The sequence below is a fragment of the Flavobacterium branchiophilum FL-15 genome, assembly GCF_000253275.1.
GTDB lineage: Bacteria > Bacteroidota > Bacteroidia > Flavobacteriales > Flavobacteriaceae > Flavobacterium > Flavobacterium branchiophilum.
In genome coordinates, this window is record NC_016001.1 from 1,177,628 (window position 1) to 1,203,797 (window position 26,170).

General features: G+C 35.3%; 14 protein-coding genes, 4 tRNA genes and 3 rRNA genes. 7 read left to right on the forward strand and 14 right to left on the reverse strand.

Annotated elements, in window-relative coordinates; genetic code table 11:
* Positions 1 to 27 precede the first annotated feature (27 nt).
* The 7 genes from FBFL15_RS05045 to rrf all read left to right on the forward strand — a co-directional run bounded on the left by FBFL15_RS05045 (position 28) and on the right by rrf (position 6,736).
* Positions 28 to 651, forward strand: a complete 624-nt coding sequence (locus tag FBFL15_RS05045) for a DUF7619 domain-containing protein (RefSeq protein ID WP_044032159.1) — start codon at positions 28 to 30, stop codon at positions 649 to 651.
* Between the two features lie 559 nt (positions 652 to 1,210).
* On the forward strand, positions 1,211 to 1,453 hold the full coding sequence (locus tag FBFL15_RS05055) for a hypothetical protein (protein ID WP_044032161.1): 243 nt from the start codon (positions 1,211 to 1,213) through the stop codon (positions 1,451 to 1,453).
* A gap of 36 nt (positions 1,454 to 1,489) precedes the next feature.
* A 16S ribosomal RNA gene (locus FBFL15_RS05060) occupies positions 1,490 to 3,001 on the forward strand.
* Between the two features lie 102 nt (positions 3,002 to 3,103).
* Positions 3,104 to 3,177, forward strand: a tRNA-Ile gene (locus tag FBFL15_RS05065).
* 95 nt (positions 3,178 to 3,272) lie between these two features.
* A tRNA-Ala gene (locus FBFL15_RS05070) sits at positions 3,273 to 3,346 on the forward strand.
* Between the two features lie 229 nt (positions 3,347 to 3,575).
* Positions 3,576 to 6,455 (forward strand): 23S ribosomal RNA (locus FBFL15_RS05075).
* A gap of 172 nt (positions 6,456 to 6,627) precedes the next feature.
* Positions 6,628 to 6,736 (forward strand): 5S ribosomal RNA (gene rrf / locus FBFL15_RS05080).
* The 16S, 23S and 5S rRNA genes sit together here with 2 tRNA genes alongside, the layout of an rRNA operon.
* A 668-nt stretch (positions 6,737 to 7,404) precedes the next feature.
* Here rrf and brxL read toward each other — a convergent pair.
* The 14 genes from brxL to FBFL15_RS05150 all read right to left on the reverse strand — a co-directional run bounded on the left by brxL (position 7,405) and on the right by FBFL15_RS05150 (position 26,092).
* Positions 7,405 to 9,453, reverse strand: a complete 2,049-nt coding sequence (gene brxL, locus FBFL15_RS05085; RefSeq protein WP_014083571.1) for a protease Lon-related BREX system protein BrxL — start codon at positions 9,451 to 9,453, stop codon at positions 7,405 to 7,407.
* A 12-nt stretch (positions 9,454 to 9,465) separates the two neighbouring features.
* Positions 9,466 to 11,703, reverse strand: coding sequence for a PglZ domain-containing protein (locus FBFL15_RS05090; protein WP_014083572.1), 2,238 nt, complete (start codon positions 11,701 to 11,703; stop codon positions 9,466 to 9,468).
* A 24-nt stretch (positions 11,704 to 11,727) separates the two neighbouring features.
* On the reverse strand, positions 11,728 to 12,777 hold the full coding sequence (locus FBFL15_RS05095) for a nucleotidyl transferase AbiEii/AbiGii toxin family protein (protein ID WP_014083573.1): 1,050 nt from the start codon (positions 12,775 to 12,777) through the stop codon (positions 11,728 to 11,730).
* Positions 12,767 to 13,375: a DUF6088 family protein gene (locus FBFL15_RS05100; RefSeq protein WP_014083574.1), complete on the reverse strand. Its 609-nt coding sequence runs from the start codon at positions 13,373 to 13,375 to the stop codon at positions 12,767 to 12,769. Before FBFL15_RS05100 ends, FBFL15_RS05095 begins: the two co-directional genes overlap by 11 nt.
* A gap of 287 nt (positions 13,376 to 13,662) precedes the next feature.
* Positions 13,663 to 14,334: a TIR domain-containing protein gene (locus FBFL15_RS05105; protein ID WP_014083575.1), complete on the reverse strand. Its 672-nt coding sequence runs from the start codon at positions 14,332 to 14,334 to the stop codon at positions 13,663 to 13,665.
* Positions 14,327 to 14,815, reverse strand: coding sequence for a hypothetical protein (locus FBFL15_RS05110; RefSeq protein ID WP_014083576.1), 489 nt, complete (start codon positions 14,813 to 14,815; stop codon positions 14,327 to 14,329). The genes FBFL15_RS05105 and FBFL15_RS05110 overlap by 8 nt, the downstream gene beginning before the upstream one ends.
* Positions 14,812 to 15,618, reverse strand: a complete 807-nt coding sequence (locus FBFL15_RS05115) for a TIR domain-containing protein (RefSeq protein ID WP_014083577.1) — start codon at positions 15,616 to 15,618, stop codon at positions 14,812 to 14,814. Before FBFL15_RS05115 ends, FBFL15_RS05110 begins: the two co-directional genes overlap by 4 nt.
* A gap of 19 nt (positions 15,619 to 15,637) precedes the next feature.
* Positions 15,638 to 19,354, reverse strand: coding sequence for a BREX-1 system adenine-specific DNA-methyltransferase PglX (gene pglX, locus FBFL15_RS05120; protein ID WP_014083578.1), 3,717 nt, complete (start codon positions 19,352 to 19,354; stop codon positions 15,638 to 15,640).
* A 71-nt stretch (positions 19,355 to 19,425) separates the two neighbouring features.
* On the reverse strand, positions 19,426 to 23,025 hold the full coding sequence (brxC, locus tag FBFL15_RS05125; RefSeq protein WP_014083579.1) for a BREX system P-loop protein BrxC: 3,600 nt from the start codon (positions 23,023 to 23,025) through the stop codon (positions 19,426 to 19,428).
* 10 nt (positions 23,026 to 23,035) lie between these two features.
* On the reverse strand, positions 23,036 to 23,593 hold the full coding sequence (locus FBFL15_RS05130; protein WP_014083580.1) for a hypothetical protein: 558 nt from the start codon (positions 23,591 to 23,593) through the stop codon (positions 23,036 to 23,038).
* Positions 23,577 to 24,347 (reverse strand): BrxA family protein, encoded by a 771-nt coding sequence (locus tag FBFL15_RS05135; RefSeq protein ID WP_014083581.1) that lies wholly within the window; start codon positions 24,345 to 24,347, stop codon positions 23,577 to 23,579. The genes FBFL15_RS05130 and FBFL15_RS05135 overlap by 17 nt, the downstream gene beginning before the upstream one ends.
* A gap of 267 nt (positions 24,348 to 24,614) precedes the next feature.
* Positions 24,615 to 24,689: transfer RNA gene (locus FBFL15_RS05140), tRNA-Val, on the reverse strand.
* A gap of 29 nt (positions 24,690 to 24,718) precedes the next feature.
* A tRNA-Val gene (locus FBFL15_RS05145) sits at positions 24,719 to 24,796 on the reverse strand.
* Between the two features lie 81 nt (positions 24,797 to 24,877).
* Positions 24,878 to 26,092: a bifunctional folylpolyglutamate synthase/dihydrofolate synthase gene (locus FBFL15_RS05150; RefSeq protein WP_014083582.1), complete on the reverse strand. Its 1,215-nt coding sequence runs from the start codon at positions 26,090 to 26,092 to the stop codon at positions 24,878 to 24,880.
* Between the last annotated feature and the right edge of the window lie 78 nt (positions 26,093 to 26,170).

Sequence of the window (26,170 nt, forward strand, 5' to 3'; positions counted from 1 at the left end):
AAAGAGCTAGCAGATTAGCTACTTTATATGTATATTTGGTATTACCTATTCCATCCGCTTCAAAACACAGGTAATGCATGTTCCATCAATATAGAAATAAAAGATAGCTTAAACCCTAAAATTGACGAAACATCAATTAGAATGGTAGGAGCAAGCCATAACTACACCTTAGACCGAACCGAAAATCAATTGTCATGGAAAATGAATAACATTCAACTACCAGTTGCTGTAGCCAATTCCGATATTGGCAAAGGTTATGTGACTTTTCAAGCCAAATTAAAACCAGGATTCAATATCGGAGACATCATTCCAAACAATGCACAAATATATTTCGATTTTAATCCAGTAATCATCACCAATACATTCAATACCGAATTGGTAGCCACACTCGGAAACGAAAATATCCAATGGAACAACGCCATCTTATTTCCAAATCCAGCATCAAACCAAGTTCAAATAAAATTAACCAACAACCAAAACATTCAAACTATAAAAATAATAGATATAACAGGCAAAGAACTAAAAACATACACCAACTTAGACAACGAATTTTTCACCATACCCCTCAACGAATACAAAACAGGAGTATATATAATAGAAATCATATCAACAAATAAAACCAAATCAATGTCCAAATTAATAATAAAGTAACACACACAAATAAACAAAACCTAAACAATAGTAGCAGAGCCCTGCGGTTTACAAAGAGCCATATTCCCGCTTTCCGTTACAATCTTTTGTTTTTTAAAGGAAAAAAACAAAAGGATTTCCACTACAATCGGGGCTATTTTAGGGAGTACCTTTTTTTCAAACCAAAACCAGGGGTTACAAGAAGCGAGAAATAAGCTGTAACATATTGAAAACGAGGTATAATAAAAAAAAAGCAAAAAAAAGGTTAAAAAAAGCTTGTATAAGCCAAAAGAAGTGCTACCTTTGCACCCGCAATAAGCGATAAGCATTTTTGAAATAAGGGTAAAAAAAAAGATTTAAAAAAAGTCCAAAAAAGTTTGCCAGAATAAAAAAAAGGTTTACCTTTGCACCCCGCAAAAGAGGGATAATAAATTTGAAATCACGGCAAAAAAAGATTTAAAAATAAATCAAAAAAAGTTTGCCAGAAACAAAAAAGTTATTTACCTTTGCACCCCGCAAAAGAGCGATAATAAATTTGAAATCACGGCAAAAAAAGATTTAAAAATAAATCAAAAAAAGTTTGCCAGAAACAAAAAAGTTATTTACCTTTGCACCCCGCAAAAGAGCGATAAAAAATTTGAAATCACGGCAAAAAAGATTTAAAAATAAATCAAAAAAAGTTTGCCAGAGACAAAAAAGATTATTACTTTTGCACCCGCTTCGAGAGGGGCGAAAAATAAGAAGAAATGTTCATAGACATATTGAATTGACAGCCGTTTTAACAGCAATGTTAAAACACAAAAAAAAGAGAGTAAGCGTTTAGTAAAAAGACGTACATCGCAAATAATATAAAAAATATACGATGAAGAGTTTGATCCTGGCTCAGGATGAACGCTAGCGGCAGGCTTAACACATGCAAGTCGAGGGGTATAGTAGCAATACTAGAGACCGGCGCACGGGTGCGTAACGCGTATGCAATCTACCTTTTACATAGGGATAGCCCAGAGAAATTTGGATTAATACCTGATAGTATGTGATGATCGCATGGTTTTCACATTAAAGTACCAACGGTAAAAGATGAGCATGCGTCCCATTAGCTAGATGGTAAGGTAACGGCTTACCATGGCTACGATGGGTAGGGGTCCTGAGAGGGAGATCCCCCACACTGGTACTGAGACACGGACCAGACTCCTACGGGAGGCAGCAGTGAGGAATATTGGACAATGGGCGCAAGCCTGATCCAGCCATGCCGCGTGCAGGATGACGGTCCTATGGATTGTAAACTGCTTTTGTACAGGAAGAAACACTTCTACGAGTAGAAGCTTGACGGTACTGTAAGAATAAGGATCGGCTAACTCCGTGCCAGCAGCCGCGGTAATACGGAGGATCCAAGCGTTATCCGGAATCATTGGGTTTAAAGGGTCCGTAGGCGGTTTGATAAGTCAGTGGTGAAAGCCCATCGCTCAACGATGGAACGGCCATTGATACTGTTAGACTTGAATTATTAGGAAGTAACTAGAATATGTAGTGTAGCGGTGAAATGCTTAGAGATTACATGGAATACCAATTGCGAAGGCAGGTTACTACTAATGGATTGACGCTGATGGACGAAAGCGTGGGTAGCGAACAGGATTAGATACCCTGGTAGTCCACGCTGTAAACGATGGATACTAGCTGTTGGGGGCAACTTCAGTGGCTAAGCGAAAGTGATAAGTATCCCACCTGGGGAGTACGTTCGCAAGAATGAAACTCAAAGGAATTGACGGGGGCCCGCACAAGCGGTGGAGCATGTGGTTTAATTCGATGATACGCGAGGAACCTTACCAAGGCTTAAATGTAGTTTGACCGATTTGGAAACAGATCTTTCGCAAGACAAATTACAAGGTGCTGCATGGTTGTCGTCAGCTCGTGCCGTGAGGTGTCAGGTTAAGTCCTATAACGAGCGCAACCCCTGTTGTTAGTTGCCATCGAGTGAAGTCGGGAACTCTAACAAGACTGCCAGTGTAAACTGTGAGGAAGGTGGGGATGACGTCAAATCATCACGGCCCTTACGCCTTGGGCTACACACGTGCTACAATGGACGGTACAGAGAGCAGCCACTACGTGAGTAGGAGCGAATCTACAAAACCGTTCTCAGTTCGGATCGGAGTCTGCAACTCGACTCCGTGAAGCTGGAATCGCTAGTAATCGGATATCAGCCATGATCCGGTGAATACGTTCCCGGGCCTTGTACACACCGCCCGTCAAGCCATGGAAGCTGGGGGTGCCTGAAGTCGGTGACCGCAAGGAGCTGCCTAGGGTAAAACTGGTAACTAGGGCTAAGTCGTAACAAGGTAGCCGTACCGGAAGGTGCGGCTGGAACACCTCCTTTCTAGAGCTTATTGTGATAGCGCAAGCAACAATAAGAGAAAGATGTAAATAAGATTACAAAACATTACTCTCGCTGTTAGTTCAACATAATAAAAAAAAACAGAGTCTCGTAGCTCAGCTGGTTAGAGTACTACACTGATAATGTAGGGGTCCCCAGTTCGAGTCTGGGCGGGACTACAAACGTTCATATACAAAAGAAGGAAATTCTAGGGTTGAAAAATTACGAATTACAAAAAATTCCTAATTCATAATTCACAATTCATAATTAAATTGGGGGATTAGCTCAGCTGGCTAGAGCGCCTGCCTTGCACGCAGGAGGTCATCGGTTCGACTCCGATATTCTCCACAAAAGCCTCCCAACCCCCGAAGGGGGAGTTGACAACTAGTTTCTCATTGGGAGCTAGGGGGCTGGAAAGTTCATTGACATATTGAGATAAAAACATTTAAAAAGTAGAAAGTAGATACGCGATTTATCGCGTATAACGTAAATATGCGATTTATCGCGTATAACGTAAATAAGCAATTTATTGCATATTTAAAAACAATTCCTATTTGTATTGATATGAATAGGATGTACATAAGCAAAATAAGGGCGTATGGGGGATGCCTAGGCTCTCAGAGGCGAAGAAGGACGTGATAAGCTGCGAAAAGCTACGGGTAGGTGCACACAACCGCAAAACCGTAGATATCCGAATGGGGCAACCCACTATGTTGAAGACATAGTACATCGATAGATGGGCAAACCCGCTGAACTGAAACATCTAAGTAGGCGGAGGAGAAGAAAACAAAAGTGATTCCGTAAGTAGTGGCGAGCGAACGCGGATAAGCCCAAACCAATGTTGTTACGGCAATATTGGGGTTGTAGGACCACGATATTTCTTGCACAAAGAATTAGAATCTACTGGAAAGTAGAACCAAAGAGGGTGATAGTCCCGTATAGGTAATGAGTGTAAAGGATAGTGGTATCCTGAGTAGGGCGGGGCACGTGAAACCCTGTCTGAATTTGGCGGGACCATCCGCTAAGGCTAAATACTCCTGAGAGACCGATAGTGAACCAGTACCGTGAGGGAAAGGTGAAAAGAACCGTGAATAACGGAGTGAAATAGATCCTGAAACCATACGCCTACAAGCGGTCGGAGCCCATTCGTTGGGTGACGGCGTGCCTTTTGCATAATGAGCCTACGAGTTAACGTTGCTGGCAAGGTTAAGTGATTCAGTCACGGAACCGTAGCGAAAGCGAGTCTGAATAGGGCGCTTTAGTCAGTAGTGTTAGACGCGAAACCGTGTGATCTACCCATGGGCAGGATGAAGCGCTGGTAACACAGTGTGGAGGTCCGAACCGGTTGTCGTTGAAAAGACTTCGGATGACCTGTGGGTAGGGGTGAAAGGCCAATCAAACTCGGAAATAGCTCGTACTCCCCGAAATGCATTTAGGTGCAGCGCTGGTTATAAGTTATATAGAGGTAGAGCTACTGATTGGATGCGGGGGCTTCACCGCCTACCAATTCCTGACAAACTCCGAATGCTATATAATGTTTACCAGCAGTGAGGGCTTGGGTGCTAAGGTCCAAGTCCGAGAGGGAAAGAACCCAGACCATCAGCTAAGGTCCCCAAATATATGTTAAGTTGAAAGAACGCGGTTTGTTTGCATAGACAGCTAGGATGTTGGCTTGGAAGCAGCCATTCATTTAAAGAGTGCGTAACAGCTCACTAGTCGAGCGAACGAGCATGGATAATAATCGGGCATAAACATATTACCGAAGCTATGGATTTGTATTTAGATACAAGTGGTAGGGGAGCATTCTAACAGGGTTGAAGGTTTTTCGTAAGGGGAGCTGGACTGGTTAGAAAAGAAAATGTAGGCATAAGTAACGATAAGCGGTGCGAGAAACACCGCCACCGAAAGACTAAGGTTTCCACAGCTATGCTAATCAGCTGTGGGTTAGTCGGGACCTAAGGCGAACCCGAAAGGGACAGTCGATGGACAACGGGTTAATATTCCCGTACTAGTGTTAATTGTGATGGGGCGACGGAGTGATGAAAGTGTCGCGAACTGACGGAATAGTTCGTTGAAGGCTGTAGCTAAAGAATTTATAGGCAAATCCGTAGATTTTGGCAAAGGCTGATAGTACTCAGAGACTTCGGTTGACGAGATAGTACACCTAAGGGCTTCCAAGAAAACCCTCTAAACTTAGATTAACAGTACCCGTACCGTAAACCGACACAGGTAGTCGAGGAGAGAATCCTAAGGTGCTCGAGAGATTCATGGCTAAGGAATTAGGCAAAATAGACCTGTAACTTCGGGAGAAAGGTCGCCAGCGCAAGCTGGCCGCAGTGAAGAGGTCCAGGCGACTGTTTATCAAAAACACAGGGCTCTGCAAAATCGTAAGATGAAGTATAGGGCCTGACACCTGCCCGGTGCTGGAAGGTTAAGAGGAGATGTTAGTTTAGGCGAAGCATTGAATTGAAGCCCCAGTAAACGGCGGCCGTAACTATAACGGTCCTAAGGTAGCGAAATTCCTTGTCGGGTAAGTTCCGACCTGCACGAATGGTGTAACGATCTGGACACTGTCTCAGCCATGAGCTCGGTGAAATTGTAGTAACGGTGAAGATGCCGTTTACCCGCAGTGGGACGAAAAGACCCTGTGCACCTTTACTATAGCTTAGTATTGACCTTGGATAAATGATGTGTAGGATAGGTTGGAGACTGTGAAGTGGCGTCGCTAGGCGTTGTGGAGTCATTGTTGAAATACAACCCTTTGTTTATCTGAGGCCTAACTCCCAATTAGGGAGGACATTGCTTGGTGGGTAGTTTGACTGGGGTGGTCGCCTCCAAAAGAGTAACGGAGGCTTCTAAAGGTTCCCTCAGTACGCTTGGTAACCGTGCGAAGAGTGCAATGGCATAAGGGAGCTTGACTGAGAGACATACAGGTCGATCAGGTACGAAAGTAGAGCATAGTGATCCGGTGGTTCCGCATGGAAGGGCCATCGCTCAAAGGATAAAAGGTACGCCGGGGATAACAGGCTGATCTCCCCCAAGAGCTCATATCGACGGGGGGGTTTGGCACCTCGATGTCGGCTCGTCACATCCTGGGGCTGGAGAAGGTCCCAAGGGTTGGGCTGTTCGCCCATTAAAGTGGCACGCGAGCTGGGTTCAGAACGTCGTGAGACAGTTCGGTCTCTATCTACTGTGGGCGTTAGAAATTTGAGTGGATCTGATTCTAGTACGAGAGGACCGAATTGGACAAACCTCTAGTGTATCTGTTGTCCCGCCAGGGGCACCGCAGAGTAGCTACGTTTGGAAGGGATAAGCGCTGAAAGCATATAAGCGCGAAACCCACCACAAGATGAGATTTCTTTTAAGGGTCGTGGAAGATGACCACGTTGATAGGCTATAGATGTAAAGGCAGTAATGTCATAGTCGAGTAGTACTAATAACCCGTAAGCTTATGTATAAAACAGCCCCCTAAGTTCCAAAAGAGCAATATGTGGGGCTGGTAAAACTTTCTTTTAAATTTTTATCTCAATATGTTAAGATATTAGCAGTAAAACTGCAGTTGATAGTTGAAGGTTGGTAGTTGATGGCAACAGCAACAACCAAAAACCAACAACCGCTAACAAAGACCTTAAGGTGGTTATTGCGGCGGGGCTCACCTCTTCCCATCCCGAACAGAGAAGTTAAGCCCGCCTGCGCAGATGGTACTGCATTTTGTGGGAGAGTATGTCGCCGCCTTTCTTTTAGAAAACCCGTTTCAATCGAAACGGGTTTTTTGTTGTTTAATACTTTTGACTACTATTGGTTTTAGAATTTTGTAAGTTAATGTTCTGAAAAAAGAATAGCAGATACAAGAAAGTGAATGTCAGATGTAAAACTAGAAGGATTGCCCTTGAGAACACCACCAAAAGTGGCAATCTAGCCCCGACTGGAGTGGAAATCCTTTTTGTTTTTTCTTTAAAAACAAAAAGATTGTAGCGTAAGGCGGGAACAGCCCCTGCGTGAAAATGCCAAAAGTGGCAGCTTCAAATAAGTTAGAGGTTAGAAATTTAGTGGTTTGAAGTTGTAAGTAGGAATTATGAGTTTTGAAGTATGAAGTTCGAGGTTTGAAGTTGTAAGTAGGAATTATAAGGTTAGAGGTTGAAATTAGAGGTTAGAATTATGAGGTTAGAGGTTTGTAATATTGGAAAAATGATTATACTAAATTCATGTTTTTTGTAATTCTTGGTATTGGAAATTTATTTTATTATTAGACAAACTTTAACTGAAAATATATTTACTTTTGCAATATTAATTTTAACACTAATAGCATGAATCCAAATCAAAAATTTCAAGATGATTTAAAAATCGCATTGAATATTCAAAAAAATGGATTAAAATGCCTAATGAAGTTTTAGGGTTTAAATTTCTTATTCCCCCAATACAGATTTTTGTAATAACATTTGACTGTTACCATAGAAAGGCACGTCCGTTTTTCCTAAAATTGTGGTTGGTAATGTTCCTATTTCTGATAAGTTATCCATTGGTACTATAACTGTTTTTGCTCCGTTTTCGGAAAGTAATGTTACTTTGTCGGCGAAATTTAAAGCTCTCTCTATAGCGCCACCAATTGATACATTACCTAAAACTGCTAAACCAGCTTTTAGGTTCTTTTTGTAAATCGCTGAAATTATTGCCACATATACAGCACTACCTATACCATCGTGAATATTAGCTCCCATAATATTGCTTACTTGAATATTTAGGTCATAGTTTGCTAATGAATGTTGTTCGTTTAGAATTGTTTTTTCGTTGGCTCTGATATAGTTAAAGGTGTTCTTTATGTTTTCTTTTACTTCGGTTGAATTGGTTCCAGTAATATTTAATTTCCCTGAGCCTTTTAATGCTACTACTTCAATTTTTATTAAAGAATTATTATCTCCATCACTTGTTGCGGTGTAACATACTCCCGGAGCCAATGGATTTGCTTCTATCAATGACGAGCCTTTTTCTTCCGGTAATCCAACGAATATTTCTTCTTGTGTTTCTTTGTCGATGTAGGAGAAATTAGTGTCCCAAAATTCCATACCGCCAATACGTTTGAGCTGTTCTTTTACTCTGCGACGCATTTCCATTGCAATAATTAAGTACTCTCTAATGTCTTCTTTTGAATACTCACCGTTTGGATGCAGTAATTTTAAAAAGCCCGAAATTATACGTCTTATTGATTTGCTATCTCTTTGTTTTAAATGAGATCCTAAAGAAAAATATTTATTCAACGCATCGTAATACGTTGTTTTTCTTTGTGATTTCAATACTTCGGAAAAGAAATCGGTACTAAAACCAAAATGATGAGTAAAGTTTTGAGGACTGAATTTTGTTATTTCCCAACCTGGTAAAAATAAATTGATACGGTCTAAAAATGCGGTATCGTGGTTTACTTCATCTGATAATGGACTGAATAAGTGTGATGTTTGTAATACGGTTTCTACTGGTTGGTTTATATTCCCGTTTAATATTATAGAAGCTGAACCTGAAATTTCACCTCCCTTTGCTCTTGAAAAAGAACCACTTTCCATATAATCTTTCATTAATGGAATTGCATCTCTATCTTTGAAAAGTTTGTCGGTACTTTCATCAAAACAAATGGCGTCCCAAAGACCAACTGCACCTACACGACCAGAAGTATTGTTTACAAATAATTGAGCAACAGAACCTTGACCTCCTGAAATTAGAATAGCGTAAGGTGTAATTTCTTTGTAGATATATGATTTACCCGAAGAACGAGGACCCAATTCTACCATATTGAAATTGGCTTCTACTAATGGAATTAAACGGCAAAGTAATAGGTTTAGCTTTCTTTCATCTAATCCTTCGCTATAGGGTTCATATCCAGCACTACGTAGTAATAATTTTTTCCATTCCTCTGTTGTGAATTCTTTTCTTTTATCGGAAATTTTACTGTTGTCAAACGATGATAGTTGTATAGGTCTAATTTCTTTTACCACAAATGGAAAAACAGTTGAACCTACTGTTATCATAGGGTCATATTCCATGTCAATAATTGCCCAAATACCTCCTAAAAGTAGCTTCTCATGACTTGTAACTAACTCATCACTGATGTTCGCTTTTCTAATATTACTATTGCTGATATTTGCCCAATATTTATCTTTTTGAGGATCTAATTGAACGGATATTTTGTCAATAATTTTATAACTCCCTTTTTCTTTTAATTTTGATTGAATTAAAGTACTTTCTTCTGGATTGATGTAATGGTCACGTAAAATTGTTTTTACATTTTCCATTCCTTCTTTTAGTTTTTCCTCATCTTCTGTGCTACAGGTATTTGCTAATAAATATTCCAATACAAAAGCTGGTACATTAGCCCCACCTTTGATGATACCTACTAAATCTTTTTTTACCACATACCCACGAAAGTGGTCTAATGCTTTTTTATCTAAATCGTCAAGGACTATCATAATTTTTTTATTTTAAAGTAAACCTCCTAAATCTCTTGCTTTGTTTTGTTTAACTACCACTTTATCTAATTGTTCTTTGGTAATTGCATCTACAATTTTGACTTCTAATTCAGCATTTGAACCGAAGCGAAACTCTTTTTTCACTTCCATTTCTTTACTAATTGTAATGATATCACTTTCATTTACTTTGTTGTTTTTTACAAAAAATAATAATATTACTTTTCTTTCTGTTGAAAATAAACTTGCTTCCGTAGTAGTTGCTTTTAATGCTATTGAGAACAAATCACCTGTCACATCATTTAGATCATTTTTGTTGCTAACTACCACTTGTAATTGTTCACTTGTATTATTTTCATTAGACCATTTTAAAAAAGGTATAATGGTTTCTTGTGGTGCTATACCACCATGGCTATATCCGTAAACTCCAGGTGTTTTGAACGGCCCTAGTCTTTTAGCGAAATAGCAATACTTAAAGTTTGCATATTGGATTTCTTTTTCAACAAGTAGGTTAGTATCTATGTTTTGTTTTTCTTCTGTTCTAATAAAGCGCTCACTTTTGTTTACGTTACCTTTGAAATCAACTTCTATTTTATCTGAATTTTCTAATACACCTGTTAAAACGAAACCATGATCTGTGACTAAGAATACGTTTTTATACCCATTTCTAAGCAGTTGTTCAATTTTTGTTGCAAATAGCGCCGCTACTTGGTCAAAATATTTTAATGCTTTTTGTTGATAGGTTTCACCTAGTTTATCAGGGTCTTTGTAACTACAAATTAAATAGTTTTGTTTATCGGTGGTTTCGTTTACCATTTCTAAATCTATAAAGCCTATTGATTTATCTGTATTTTGGTTTAAAATGTATGCTTCTCGTTCTTGTTTTTTTGCTACAACTACACCTGTATCTACATACAATTGACTCATGTTATGTTCTGTTTCTGATGGAAGACCTGCAAACATAAATTGTTGCTGGTTGCATAACGTATATTCTTTTGATACTCTTTCGATGATGTCTTTAGCAAACTCAAAAGAAACGCCGTCTCCGACTACAATTGCTGTTCTTAATGCATTATTGTTTATTATTTCTTGAATTTTCCCTGTTTGATTGGATTGATAGTCTTCGAAATATTTGAACCACTTATCAAGATATATTACTGCATAATTTTTATAGTATGATTGAATAGGTTCTATTATATTTTTACGGTCTAAAAACTCCGTATATAACTCCCTAATTGCTTTATCTAATTTGTAAAAATGGTTGGTATAAAATGACACACATTCTTGATGAGAAGCAATTTGGTTGATGTTCTTTTCGTCAAATTCCAATAAGGTTTTTATGTTTTTCCAAAATGTAATCCCTAAATGAATGGTGGCTTTATTTACAATACGTTGGTTAATTTTAGGTAAGAAATTAACACAATACTCTTTGTTGTTTATGTTTTTACCCAGTTCTACTAACCAAAGCTCATCTAACTCTTTGAAAGGATGTGCAGGATGACAATTGAAAATTTCTGTTTTGGGTTCTAGTTTATATTTTTTTAGGTATTTATCAAATGATTCTTGGTATGTTTTACTGTCTAACCAATTATTATACGCTTCCAAGAGCATTTTGTTTGGATTGTTGTTTGCTAATCCATCCAATAAATAAAAAACCACTTCTTGAGCTAAAACGGCTGCTGGTTTCTCAATGTAAGGCTGCCCAATTAATTCATTTACTTTTGTGAAGAATAATTCTTGAACGTTTTTATCGTACTTGTTTAAATAGGTTTTAGGGTTATCTAAAAAAGGTACGATTTCTTTTTCCAAATTGAAGATTTCTTTAGCTCCATTGTGGCTTAAGTTCATCCAATAGGTTTGGTCTTTGCCAATACTTACTTTTGCAGCTGCAATTAATTCTTCTTTTTCTAAATGCAGGTTTATATTTAAATGGTTGATTAACTTTTCTTTAATGTATCTGTCGAAATGTTTTATTTCTACCGCCCCATTGGTTTCAACGTATTCTCTAATGAATTTTAGCTGTTCTTTTGGCGTATTGGTATAAATCAAATATTTCTTGTTTTTATCCAAGCTTTTCTCAATTTCATACTTCACTTTAAGTTCATCAATTTCGTTATTCGTAAAAAATGTAACATACTCATTTTTTACCCCTTCTTGTAAAAAAGTAGCTTCTTTTGACTCATCTATAAATACAGCTATAGGATGGGTATTGAATATTTTTTCTATTTCTTTTTTAAACCAAGTATCTATCATAAGTTAGTGATTGGTGACTAGTAATTAGTGATTCGTTTTGTTAATAGGAAATTCAAGTTCAAATTGCCAATTGACTTCTTGTAATTGCCCTCTCAGTTTTTCCAAGTTGCGTAATAGGTCTTCAAAAGAAGGTTTGTTTTCTTCGTAAATCATATCTTCCTTCATTTTGGCATAATCCGATTTCCATTCTTCTAATTTTTCATTGATTGGAATTGGATTAACTGTTTTTGGATTGTGAAGATTATAATCTACTTCGCCCACTCTTGAAAACTTGTATCGGTGCGCTACAATAGTTTCATATAATTCTTTATCGTTTATTGCCTTTTCTGCAATCCCCGCATTTGTTAGATGGAATATATCATAGAGATGGCGGCTTAGTCTATCTACTCGCATTTTTTCTTCCGGACGATGGAATTCTTCGTGTAGCAGGAAAACCTTCTCTAAAAAAGTTCGTTCCGGATTTACTGTTGGCACTTCAAATAAGGGTTCAACAAAATCTTTATCAGCATATACTTCATCTACTAAAGCCCCGAATTTTTTAACCGAAAAGGGTTCTCTCAATGAGCGGCAACTGACTTCAATTTGTACACGAGGCAAAACATATTCTGATGAAGAATTAATTACATTTGGATAATAGATTTCTAATACTCTTGGGTCTTGATCGCTATCTTTTGCTTCAATAATTTTAAAATCAAGATCTACAAATCCTCTTTTTATAAACGCTGCTTGCAATTCTTTAAAGAATGTTCCTGTGGTATAAAGGCCTGCTGTCTTTCTTAGTTTATCTCTTTGATTCTTTCCTAATTCTCCAGTAAATCCAAAAAAATCTTTATCTATGGCCAAATCGATATCTTCAGAAAATCGATTAATCAAATTCCAAGCTTTACTTAATGAGGTTCCGCCTTTGAACACCAAATGTTTGGCGATTTCCATTTGGAAAATAATTTCTAATGTACGGCTCACCCACCAGTCTTTTTCTACAGCAAAAGGCTTCATTCCTTTTTGGGTTGCAATGGCATTGAAAACAGCTACTTTCTCCGCCTTATCTGTTTTATAAAAAATACTATTTGCCATCTTTTACTGCTTTCATCATTATTTTTTGAACCCATACTGGTGCCAGTGCTATGTCGTGTTTTAGGTCTTTTTCCTCTTCCTTTTTTAGTAGGTCAATTATCTTGTTTTCTTCTTCTGCGGTTACTTTGCCGTTACCGATTTCTTTTAATGCCTGAATGACCAATCGGCTAATTTTGCCTTTTGCTAAAAGATTTTTAGGTGTGGTTTTTTTGAACTTTATCGTTCGTTTACCTACTTTAATTACTCTTGGTGAGCCATCCGTTAGTAATACAATATTCATTGGTACTTGTGTACTCAATCCTAATGCATTTAAAGCATAGCTACCTGTTGGCAACGTTCTTATTCGATCTCGTTTGGCAATAGCTTCTGCGACTTCTTCGGCGGAAGGAACCAATTGCCCTATTAATTTACTTATTTTTGGACGAACATAAATACCTTGTGCTACTCGAACAATCACTTGTTTGTTTTCTAAACGATCCAACGCTTTTCGGATGGCAGCCGACGACCCAAAACCAATATAATCGTCTGGCAAAACCAAACTGCCTTTTGGTTTGCTTTTTATTGACTTTTCTATTTGTTTTTCAATGCTTTGTGTCATTATTCTAATTTTAAATTCGTCACAAATATAGTAAAAATTTGTGACAGTTTTTAGATGAGTTCCCTTATTGGAATACCCTAAAAATTAGCGCGCCCCCTTTGGCTTTTTTTATTTTAGCAATTACTTTATCCTCAATGCTTTGCATGCTTTTTTATGACTTACTTTGTCGCAATTTTAGTATATTTTTGCGACAATTTTAGTTTTATTGTTATAACAAAAAAAGCAATTATTTGTTACAGAAAACTTTCTTGCTTGTCACAAATCTTATCGAAATTTGTGACAGTATTTTATTTATGCATTTTTGTAATTTTATAGTTTTCAATATTTGCATGAATATCGTAAGCTATTTTTAAATATTTTTCAATATTCCCAATAAAGTCATTCCATTTTACAGAATATATATAAGATGACCAACCAACATATACTGGATTGACCGTATGATTTGAACAATCATTGTAGACTGGCTTTTTAATATTGAACATATTATCTTTTAATATTTTAAATAGAAAAGGTGTATTCAATGTTCTGCAATTACATTTGGTACAACTGTTTTCGGTAATATAATAATCATAAGAAACTGTTTCATCAGGTAAAACAACAGCCAAAACAGCATTTGATTTACTTGTTATTCCATTTCTTGAATGCTCTTTTAAAGAATATGATATTTCCCAAGGGATCCACTGGTCTTTTTCATCTGTTAGCAACTCTTTCATGCCTTTAGAGATTAATACAATCGTTAAACTGCTGTCGTAAATTTTATCTCTGAGTTTGGATTCAATAGTTGTATCTTCAAAATCTGCTAATGATTGTCCATCTTTTTCACCTTTATAAATGTGGTCTTGCGATAGCTTTTCTTCCAATTTGGTTACAAAATCTCTAGCAGTTGTATTGAAATTATTTCCTAATCCCGCCACTTTACTATCGGAATACTTATATGAAACAAAAATCTTTCTAGCCATTTAGATAGGTCTTTATAAAGTACATTATCAATAATAATACTCCATAAAAAGGAATTAGAGTCATTGAAAAAACACCAAGAACCCAACCAATAATTATGAAGCAGTTTACTTTTATCTTATTAAATAACTTTTTAGATTGTTCAACAAACCAATTATCATTTAGATCAATAACCAAAAGTTTTATATCTGAATACGGATTCATATCGAAATCAACTGTGCTTTCTGTTTTTCCTGTAGCAACTTTATATAAATCTCTAAATCTTCTTTCTGTTGCAATAAAAAAGCCGTCTAATATCCAAAAGGCTACAATTGGAATAAATGCGATAATATAATACTTAGTATTTGCTTCTTTAGCAGATAATGCAAATAGCGCCGCAACTAATGTTACCGCCCAGCCTTTTATCATAAAGGAATTAGAATTTATTCTGGTGATTACATTTTGAATAAATTCTAAATGTTTTAATTGTTTGTCGTTGCTCATAATTTTGTCAATTTTAATTCTTTAAATGGTTTTAAAACATATAAATGACCTAATGGATATTGTAATTTTTCTTCTCTATTTAGTTGATGCCAAACCGTAAAATCGTCTTTAGTTAACTTTGTAAGGTGTTCTAAATCTACTTTATGAGTTATTTTAACGCTTTCGCTTATCATTTTACTTTCATTAGCAGAAAACAGAACAGTTCTAGATACTAATTTTCGGTACTCTGACAATTCTTTTTTTCTAACTAATCTAGACATTTCCAATTCTGAATAAATCCATGGGGAATAAGTTGTAGGATGTTTGATAGTATTTTCTATTGTAATAGAGTTATCGGTATTTATAAAAAAGAAACATTCCGTTTTGTCAATCATTTTAGTTAATGCCGTTGAGAGCATTATATGAACATGACTTGTAGAATTATTTCTTAAATCATAATTATATGTTTTTCCATCTGTATTTTTACAATGTTTTTCATCAATAATTTTTAATAGTTTATTAGAATATTTCCAAATAGATGAATCAATAAAACACTTTATTTTAAAATTTGAATATAGCCAACCCGCCAAGCGCAATGCTAATTTTTCATCAGCGTGCGAGTGAGAAATGAAAATATCTGCGTCTACTTGAGGAAACCATTCCTCTTGCATTTTTGCTCCGTCCAATGCACCATTTTTTGTTAAATATTGTTCTAAAAAAGCAGACGTATCTCTTTTGTATTTTTCATATTGAGGCGAACCTATAGCTTCATAGGACCCATCAATTTTCCAATCTTTAATATCCAATTCAAATCCTCTATACATAATTTTTTATTAAATAAAATTACCAATCCGTGTTTAAATATTTCTTTAACTGTCCTGCATTGAGCACCTCGTAGGCTAACATTCCTTTCTTTTGTAATGGGGCTATGTTTTTGCCTACACCATCATCTAGGATAGGATTGTAGCCCTCTTGTAGTAGCTCGTCTATTTTGGCTTTGAAGCTTTCTATTTCTTTGAGTTGCTTGTATATTTTATCGGCTTCGTTTTGTTCTGAAGCTGATAAAACTTCTTTGTTTCTTAAATCTGTTTGGCGGTTGACTAAAGCTCGTTCGCGGTGTTCGATGTACACGGAACGCACTCGCATTAATTTATCTCTGTCCCATTTGTAAATGATGCTATAGCAATCAAAACCTTGTTCTGGACCTGAAGTAAGGTGCCAAATAAATGGTGTTTTAGGCAAGTACATAAACAAATTCAAATGATCTGATAAAGCTTTGAAGAAATGCCCATTGAGGTATTCTTTGATATTACGACCTAATACTCCATCAAAAGCGGAATACTGTGCCATAGAAAAACCTTTTTCTAAGAATTTTTCCTCAATGCGGTCTAATAGGATTTTTTCTCCTGCATTGGGTACTAATGGAATGATGCCGTCTTCATCTTCTAATAAGATTTCACGAATCATATCCGCTAAAAACTCCATTGCCAAAGTGTTCATACGTTGTTTTGGAATGATGTTGCTTTCTTTGAACCAATACCATACGTTGATGGGATTGACCTGATGGCGAATGCAAAACTCTTCTAAATCATTATTGCTTTGGTACAAATTAGGAAACTCTGCTACTATTTTGTCTTTTTCTTCTGTAGAAAAGGCTGTTTCTGGTAAATTTTGGATAAAATCTTTGATGTTTTCTAAAGGAAACTCTGCCACTTCATTTTCTAAATAGTCTTTTTTGGCAGCAGCGGTTACCGGCAAACCACCAATGCTTTCGCCTTCTTTTGCCAAAACCATTGCTTTATCTGCATCAGTTAACTCATAGACTTCAAAGATCTTTGTGTTAATGATTGCTTCATTAATTAGGACTTGGGTAATTAGATAATTTTCTAAATTATAAAAATCTGATATGCTTTTGCTTTCTATTAAATTGGTTTTGTTAAAATTACTTTCATAAATTTTAAAAGATGCAGTAAAATCTTTTATTGCAACACATTGGTCGACAAGTATTTTCACTTCTTCTTCAAGCTTGCTTTTAGGTAAAACAAATGGCACTCTTTGCATATCACCAACTTGAGCGTTCACAGTTGGGTTCAAACAATCAACTATGTAAGAAACTAACTTGGAATTCATAAATCCTAAAACGAAACTTGTGTTTTTGAAATCTCTATTAGCAAAAATACAAGAACCTCCAGTGTCAAAAACAGAGTTTTCTGGTAAAATTCTAAAAGATGCACCTTTGGATCCAGATGCTGAATATGTTACCCCTTTATTAAAATATAAATCTGAATTTCTAAGAACTGCCCCTGCTTTTTTTAAAGAATCTGCATCGTTTGCATAATTCAAGTAAAGCCACATATTTCCAAACCATTTTTCATAAGGACCGCCTTTTGCATAATTCACCCATTTTTTTTTGTCAACTGGATAATCCTTTGAAAGTTCATCTTTATCCAATTCCCACCAAAATCTTAAAAACTTCAAATTATTTGTAGTTGCTGCACCTTGAGCTGGAGAAAGAACACTCTTAATATCACCTTCCCCAAACTTCTCTCTAAACTCATCAGATATCCAATAAATAAAAGGATAGGATTTGATGATTTTGAGTTTGGATTGGGGAAGTTTATGGTTGTGGATATTATCTTTTCCTTCAATATAATCATTAAGTGCTTCAAGAGTAAATTCTTTTTTAAATTTTTCATTAGGTGTTCTTGTATATTGGTCTAGAGATATAAACCAAGCATTATCTGAAGTTTTAATATTTTTTTCCATTACATAAAATGCTGGGTCAACCATTATTGAGCCAAACAAATTACTTAAGCTGTAATCAACAAAAACATTTAAATGCGTCTTTTCTAAAATGAATTTTCTAACATCTTCAAAAGTTTTTATAAACATAAATGTTCTAGGATGTATCATTGCAATTTTCCCAATTTCATTGGTCAACTCAAAACAACGTTTTATAAAAGTGGCGTATAAATTGGTATGAAAAGCAAACGGCTTTTTGTAATTGCTCTCTATATATTTTTTGAGTTCGGGGCCAAAATCGGCACTATCGGTATAAGGCGGATTAGCCGTTGCTACATCATATTTTTGGGTGATGAGTTTCAGGAAGGTAATGGCGTCTTTGGTTTTGTCAGTCAAAAACGAGTTTCCCGCTTGGGTGGCATATTGTGCTACTGCGGTTTCGAGGTTTCTAAAAAAGTCGGCTGTAAAACGTTCGTATTCTTGTATGGTGTCAGCATCAAACATACGAATTTGGTTTTCGTTTTGTTTTTCTAAAGCACCGTGTAATTTGATGCTTAGTTTTTCTTCAATTTTAACTAAAGAGCCAAATTTATGGGCTTGTTGTAAATCGGTCCAAATTTCTTCTACAATTTTGCGTTGGTTTTGGTCGGCAATGCCACTTTCAAAAATGGGTAGCACTTCCTTAAAATCAGGCAAGAAGAAATCAGACGAAACCACATGGAAGTTTAATGTTGTGGTATTTCGGTTTTTCTGTTTGGCTTTGATCCATAAACCTAATTGTGCTAATTGTGCTGCACGGTCATCTAAGTCCACCCCATATAAGTTGTTTTCAATTATTAGTTTCGGAATGTCTTCTTCGTCATAATTGGCACCATAATTGTCTATTTGGTCTTGGTACAGGGCATAGAAAAAAGCAAACGCATACAACAAAAAGTTACCCGAGCCTGAAGCTGGGTCAATAAGTTTTATTTCGTGTAAGGGTTTAGGCTCACGTACTCTGGTTTTAGGAGCGTTTGCAATTTTGTACTCGTCTTTAATTTCAGAATCGGGGTACATTTCTAAGTACATTTTTCCCAATGAATTATGAACTAAAAATTCCACCACCCAACGTGGTGTATAGACTTGCGATTGCAAACTTACTTTGTCGTACTCCGTTTTATCACCAGAGTCTTTATGGGCTTGCTTTTTAGCATTGTTGTAGCTTTCATACAACCAACCTAAAATATCATCGGACTGCCAGATGTTTGGTTGTTGGTTGTTAGTTGTTGGTTGTTGGGATTTAATAATATCTATATCTGTTTCAACTGCATTGAAGGCTTCTACAATATCGTTTAGCTCAATAACATAAGGTAATAAGGCATACGGATAGTTTTTGTGAAACAACGGTAGGTCATCGCCCAATTTGTTGAATTCGTATTTAAAATAATCACGCATTCCTTCTAATTCCTCGTTTCTTTTTTCGGGGTTGTTTTCTAACCAAATTTTATGTCCAAAGGAACGACCCCCATGAGCCGCTTGCTTGGTAACAATAGGATTAAAAAGCTGATGGGCTTCCATCACTTTGATAGCTGCCAAACGATTGAACAGTGTAAAAGTTAGCTCGTCTAACGCTTTTTCACGTGCTTCTTCGTAGTTTCCTGTTTCGCCTTCATGGCTGGCTATTAAGATTTCAATTTTCTTTCTTTTGGAATGCAAATCGGTTGGAATTTTGTCGATTTCCATTAGTTTATTGGCACCAATTCCTAAGCGAGCAAACTGATTATTGAATGCTTTGTATATGCGTTCGCGAATGCTATCTACGTGATCAGAGAGTTTCATAATATTGTGGTTAGACCTCCCCCCAGCCCCCTCCGAAGGAGGGGGAGACGGAAAGTGTTGCTGTTTTGTTTTTAATTATTTATTGTAATTTCAATCATTTCGTCATTATCCAAACCTGCTAAGGATTGCAATTGAGAGGCTAATATTCCTCGGTATTCTTTGGCAGTCATTACATTATTTTTAATGTTAAGCTGTACTTTTTTAGGTGTACCTGGTGTTGGTGTTGGTGGTGCTTCTTTTAGGAAATTCCCTTTAATAATTTGTAAATCGGTTTCGCGCGTAGGCACCAAATCGATGTAGTTTAAAATATCTGAAAGTGAAAAGCCTGTTATTTGGCAGTGTACTTTATAAATGATTTCAATATCATCGGACGTTTTGTTGTTGCAATTGTCTAAAAGTATTTTTAATTTATTTTTGTTCTCAATGTTTAATTCCGCAGGATAATTAGTATCTAAATCGGCTTGTGCTTTTTCTATTTCCGTTTTTAAACGGTTGTAAGCTGTTGCCATTTTAGTTGCGCTATCCTTCATGAGGTTGTAATATTCATCTTTAATGGCTTGTACGGCATTTTGTATGTCGCCAAATTTTTCGATCACATCTTTGGCTACTGCCTCGTCAAAAACTTTGGTTTGATTTTCGATGATTTGGTTTTGGCTATTGGCTTTTTGTAATTCGTTTTCAACCGCTTTGGTAAAATTTGAAAAGCCTTTGATTTTGTCTAAGTTCTTTTTAACGAAATTCTCCGTTTTAATAACCGTTTTTATAGCCGTAGCGTAACTATTGGAATCCTTTAAGAAATCTTCTGCCTTGTCTATGTAATTTGCTTCGGTAGTTTTAGAAACAAAACCTTGCAAGAAGTTTCTTTGTTCTAAGCAGTGTTTGAAAGTTTTATTGAAATCAGGCACTGTATTTTCTAATGCTTTTACTATCGTAACAAAGTGTTCTGCTAATACAGAAACGGCATCCGCCACGTCGAAATCACTTGACGTATCGCTTATTTTTCTTTCTTTATGTTTTTCAAATTCTAAAGCAATTAATTGATTGATTATTTCACTTTTTTGCTGTGTAGAAAGTGTTTTAGAAATGGATTTGAAACTGGCTGTTTTGAATTTGCTACCCGAAGCAAATACTTCTTGAACCGCTCTGTCTGAATAGGAGAAGTAATCGGTATCGTTTGTTTTAACTACTAGTTTTCCTGCTCTAAACAAGACCGCTAAGGTAGTAGAAATTGTACCATAAGAATAGCCCCATGGATCTAGACCAAAGGTTTCTTCTAGACTTCTACCATCAATGTATCGTTCGTTAATTTTTGTACGTAGTTGCTCTACAATTTTAAGATGATCTCCTACGAAGTTACCATTGGTATCGAAAAATTTGAATTCGTCACCAGCGTTGTATAAATTTAATTTTAAAGGGTTTGATTCTGTGAGGATTTTTACTCCTTTTGACTCCTCTAATTGTTTTGAAAGTCTTTGGGTGTAAATATTTTTAATTAATTTCTTTTGCACCTCATTGATGGTGTTTTTGAAATTGTCTTTATTCAATAAGTTTTCATCAAATAGGTATATTAAAGAACCTTTTTCGTAGGCTTCCGTAATTAAGTTTATTACATCTTTTTCTTTTTCATTTTTAATTATAGAGAAGTCACGAATGATTGGTTTAATTTTTTCGTCATCAGTGCCGCTGTATTTTTCTTCCATGAAGCCATAGCGTTTCACCTCTTCTAATAATTTGTCTATGGTATTGAAAGCTGCATTGTCTGGAATTAAGGTAATGGCATCTTTTGTATATTGGGTTTCTAATCTAATAGCTTCAATAAAATCTTGTCTGTCCCCATTAATGTTAAACAAACTGTAAGCCTTTAGTTTTAATTTTTTATTGTTTGAACCAATTATTTCATCATCTAAATCGGTTAGTACATTAAAGTTATAGGCTACTTTACTTTCGTTAATTGTTGCGATAGGACGGAAAATATTACTCTTTTTGAGGTAATTTACTAACTCTCTCTTTTTAATGAATAATTCTACATCGAAGTCTTTCATTTCTTCCAACAATTTTCCTTCTAAGTTGGATGTAATCTTATATTTGTTATTAGAAACCAACACTATTTTAGCTTCTACTAATAGGTTTAAAGCTTCTTCTACAAGAGGTTTTACTTCATAATATTTTTCAATATCAGGATTGTATAATTTCGTAATATTTTCAATTGAAGGCGAAGCAATAGATTCTGCTTCATTAATAAAATGAATGGTTTTTAAAAGCTTTTCGCCATTTATATCAATGTTGCTATTGTCTAGAATTCTCGTAGCATTTTTATATTTATTGTCTAAATCAGCAGGTGGTGCAGTTTGTGCTTGCGTGCACAAATCGTGAGCTGTTGTAAATTTATACAATTCAAGGTTTGCCAATGTTTTTTTCAACACGTCGAAGGTGGTAATAATCATCCCACGAGCTCCCACTTGAGTGGTTACTAAAGCATTAGAACTGAACAAGAACTTTTGCAATAAATCAAACTGGTATTTGTGAAATGGATAGTACGTTGCGAATTCATCAGAAGAGGTTGTTTTCGTTGGAAAAGATGATTTCAGATTGGTACTATCGCTAATTAGTCCTTCGTTTTTCTTGTAATAATCGACCAATTTTTGATAGGCTTCCTCTTTTTTAAGTAGCAAACGATTTTTCATTATGACATCTACTTCTGTAGATTCTAAGTTCATTTTTGTTTTGAAACGGTCTGTTACCTTAGTTAATTGACTTTTATTAATATTTGCATTGATGATTACATTGTCCAATTTTTCTTGTGCAATAGCAATAGTCCACACTTTTTGACTAATACTTGATAAGCTTTGGCTTATAGCCTGTAAATCCAAAATTTTGAATTTCCCTTGGCTAATGGCTTCACTTGTTTCATCAAAAATAAATACGATATTTTCGTCATTGTATTTCTTAATATATTTTTCTAATTCTATTTTAAAAATGTCTGATTCAAAATTTTCAATTGCTTTTATGTAAACTTCTTTCGTTTCATCAAACTCTTTATCGCTATAACCTAACTCTTTGTATATTGCTCTAAACGCTTTTGCAATTTCACGATTACTAAATTTTATATCCACCCAATTTTTATCGAATAACTTTAATGAAAGTTGATTTACAAAATCTAGTTTATCTTCAATAAACAAGTCATACTCCATGTAGCCATAAACATCATTTCGTAAACCAAGTTTTTTTAAAAAGGCACTAAATAAAGTGAAAGACAATCCATTATCAGTATTTTGTTGAGCAATATCTAAAAATACAACGTTACTTTTTTTAGAATTTAAACTAAGGATATCATTTTTTATAAAACTTTCATTCTTTACACCAGCCAATCTTGGCATAAATCTATCTCTAGCAGGTGTTCCGTTTATGGTAGGGTTTTCAATTAAATAACCTAGAATTTTACCAAAATATGATTTTCCAGAACCATAAAATCCTGAAAGCCATACTCCGGTTTCTTTAATATTACTTGTATATTGTTTTACGAAAGTAGATAGATGCTCTCCTAAACCATCCGTAATTATATAAGATTCTAATTCCGATTGAATTTCGTTTTCCGATTGATCTTCAAGGTCAATCACGTTTTTAATATCTTCTTGTAAATTTAATTTAAGAATATCTTTAATTGTAATCATAGGTTTTGTCTTAAATAATTGTGCATCTGTAATTAGATGATTGTTTTGCATTTAAATAATGATGATGGTCTCCGTTAATTTCTCCTGGATAAAATATCACAAGAGGCATATTGAGTTCATCAATGGTGCTGTGTTGTGTAATGTTTATATTTTCTATACCTGTTCCGTAGAAAACTCCTGTTCTGATTAAAACGGGTATTAATCCTTGTTTTGAAGTTTCAATGATTTCATTAACAATGGCATCAAAAAAATCTTTGTCGGTTCCTGTATTGTCTATGAAAATTTTATAAGAGTTAGGCTTTAAATCTTTATAAACTTCAATAAGATTGTCTAAATTATAATCATCAATAAAATCAACAAATATTTTGCTTGCGTCAATAAACTTAAAATTAGTTGAACTTAGTTCCTTTTTAGCTTTTTCTATGTACAAATTTTCCTCTTTCGGTGGATAGGTGAATAATATTGAATAACCACCATTAGCTACTAAACTTAATTGCGATCTGTTTTTTACATCAAGGATAGACTTTAAATTGTCAAACTTTGCTTTATTTTCATCTATATATGCCATCTATAATGTTGTTATTAGTAAACACTGGTTCGACTTGTAATATCGCACCGTTATAATTTAATTTAATCCAATCTTTTTTTCCTATTCTTTTTAATCTGTCTAATAAATTTTCGTTAGATATAAAAGTAAAACTCATTAGTTCCTCTTCTAGCAAGTTGATTTTAATGTCTTTAAGATTATTAATTAGGTTAATAAAAATTGTTAGTTGTTCGTCTGTTATTCTGTTGAGCTTAAATTTTTTCTTTTGATTACCTTCAACAAGATTTAATTTTTTTAAAATTGTCAGGTATTTTGAAGCAATCGTTTCAATAGTTATCTCAGACCATTTCCCCTTTAATTCTTCATTACGGCTAATCAAATCTTTTATGTAAGCTATTATTGATTCTTTTGGTAATTCTGCTCTACCTTGAAAATAATATTTGAGAAATACATCTCTATTTAATTCATAAAACAATTTGTTATTTATACTGAATAACCAAAACAACAAAACAGATTGTGAGTTTTCATCATTTTTAAAGTAATTTATCAAATTTCCAACAAATTCATTTATATCATTGTTTTCGTTTACAAAAGCAGAATTTAGAGCAGATAAAAATCTTTTTCGAGACTTTTCTGTTCTAAAATCAAATTCATTATTGTTCACAAGAATATCTTCTAATTCCGTTTGATCATTCAAAAGCATAGGTAGTGCCTTGTATATCAAATGGTAATCCGGAATGCTTCCAATGATGTTTATGTCGGTGTTGTATATCAATTGAAAATAATTTAATTTTTTTTATACATTTTATGTAAGAAGATTAATAGTGCAAATATATACAAAAAGGATAAAAAACAAGGCGTATAATGTAAATAGCCAAGACAAACGCTTTTAAATATAAATCAATAATTCTCTGTAAGCCTTAACTAATATACTTTACTTCAATTATTTCTTTATAATAAAGTGTTTACTATCTCAAGAAAAAAATGAAAAACCTACAAACAAAAAAAAAACTCCAACAATTAAGTTGAAGTTTTTTTGAAGTGGGCGATGAGGGATTCGAACCCCCGACCCTCTGGGTGTAAACCAGATGCTCTGAACCAACTGAGCTAATCGCCCTAAATATTTTTAGGTTTTAATAACAAATTTGGTGGGCGATGAGGGATTCGAACCCCCGACCCTCTGGGTGTAAACCAGATGCTCTGAACCAACTGAGCTAATCGCCCTAAATATTTTTAGGTTGCTTTGTTATTGCGAGTGCAAATATACAACTCTTTTTTATTTGTGCAAATGTTTTTTGCGTTTTTTTATAAAATTTCTGCAACCACAAACGTACTACCCCCCACATATATACAATCGTTTTGCTGTGCATTTTGCTGTGCTTGATTGTAAGCTTCTGATACAGAGTAGTATATACTGCCTTCCAAGTGGTGTTGTTTGGCAGTTTGTTGTAGTGTCAAAGCGTCTAATCCTCTTGGTAAATTGGGTTTACAAAAATAATAAATGGCATTTTTGGGAAACAATGGCAAAATAGCATCTAAATTTTTATCGTTTACGACACCCAAAACAATGTGTAGTTGTTCAAAAACAAGGTTTTGTAACTGTTTCATCGTACTTTTTAGTCCATGTTTGTTGTGTGCCGTATCGCAAATAATGGTGGGGTGGCTGCCCAGTTGCTGCCATCTTCCTTGCAGTCCTGTTTGTTGTATAACATTCAAAAATCCGTTATGTATGTGTTGTTCCTGAATGTTCAAAGTGTTTTTCAAAACAGCTATGGCTTGCAAAACGGTTTTTTTGTTCTCTGTTTGATAATCGCCTTTTAAGGCACAAGGCAATTCTGGATACAAAGCATCTGAGGCCCAATACAATGTTGCATGATTTTCGGTGGCCTTTTGTTCAAAAACCGCTTTGGTTTCGGGGGTATAGGTGCCTATAACTACGGGCACTTGATGTTTGATAATCCCCGCTTTTTCTGTTGCAATAGCCGTAAGCGTGTTGCCTAAAAATGCGGTATGATCTAAATCAATGTTTGTTATAATGGATAGGATAGGGTGGATGATGTTGGTAGAATCGAGGCGGCCACCCATGCCAACTTCTATAACGGCCACATCTACCTGTTGTTTTTTGAAATATTGAAAAGCCAGTCCAACCGTCATTTCAAAAAAACTCAAATCATTAGTTTCAAAAAAATTGCGGTGGGTTGCTATAAAATCCACTACTTCCTCTTCGGGAATTTCTAAACCGTTTATTTTGATTCTCTCCCGAAAATCTTTCAAATGAGGCGAGGTGTATAACCCCACTTTATAGCCAGCTTCTTGCAAAACCGAAGCCAATAAATGGGATGTAGAGCCTTTGCCATTTGTTCCTGCAACATGAATACACACCAAATCATGGTGCGGATTGTTTAGATGTTCTGATAAAAGGACGGTATTGGTAAGGTCTTTTTTGTAAGCAGATTGCCCAACGTGCTGGTACATGGGCAGTTGGTTAAACATCCAATCGAGGGTTTCTTGATAATTCATTTGAAGTATTTTTTTTTTAGACAAATAAAATATTTTTTAATTTTTTTAGTTTAATATTGTATGCTTAAATTATAGGGT

Coding starts and splice junctions, on each gene's coding strand:
- FBFL15_RS05095 (WP_014083573.1), bottom strand. CDS start 12,777: ATGGCAAATAGTATTTTTTATAAAACAGATAAGGCGGAGAAAGTAGCT.
- FBFL15_RS05045 (WP_044032159.1), top strand. CDS start 28: ATGTATATTTGGTATTACCTATTCCATCCGCTTCAAAACACAGGTAAT.
- FBFL15_RS05110 (WP_014083576.1), bottom strand. CDS start 14,815: ATGAGCAACGACAAACAATTAAAACATTTAGAATTTATTCAAAATGTA.
- brxL (WP_014083571.1), bottom strand. CDS start 9,453: ATGATAGTCCTTGACGATTTAGATAAAAAAGCATTAGACCACTTTCGT.
- FBFL15_RS05115 (WP_014083577.1), bottom strand. CDS start 15,618: ATGTATAGAGGATTTGAATTGGATATTAAAGATTGGAAAATTGATGGG.
- brxC (WP_014083579.1), bottom strand. CDS start 23,025: ATGATTACAATTAAAGATATTCTTAAATTAAATTTACAAGAAGATATT.
- FBFL15_RS05105 (WP_014083575.1), bottom strand. CDS start 14,334: ATGGCTAGAAAGATTTTTGTTTCATATAAGTATTCCGATAGTAAAGTG.
- FBFL15_RS05100 (WP_014083574.1), bottom strand. CDS start 13,375: ATGACACAAAGCATTGAAAAACAAATAGAAAAGTCAATAAAAAGCAAA.
- FBFL15_RS05090 (WP_014083572.1), bottom strand. CDS start 11,703: ATGATAGATACTTGGTTTAAAAAAGAAATAGAAAAAATATTCAATACC.
- FBFL15_RS05130 (WP_014083580.1), bottom strand. CDS start 23,593: ATGGCATATATAGATGAAAATAAAGCAAAGTTTGACAATTTAAAGTCT.
- pglX (WP_014083578.1), bottom strand. CDS start 19,354: ATGAAACTCTCTGATCACGTAGATAGCATTCGCGAACGCATATACAAA.
- FBFL15_RS05150 (WP_014083582.1), bottom strand. CDS start 26,092: ATGAATTATCAAGAAACCCTCGATTGGATGTTTAACCAACTGCCCATG.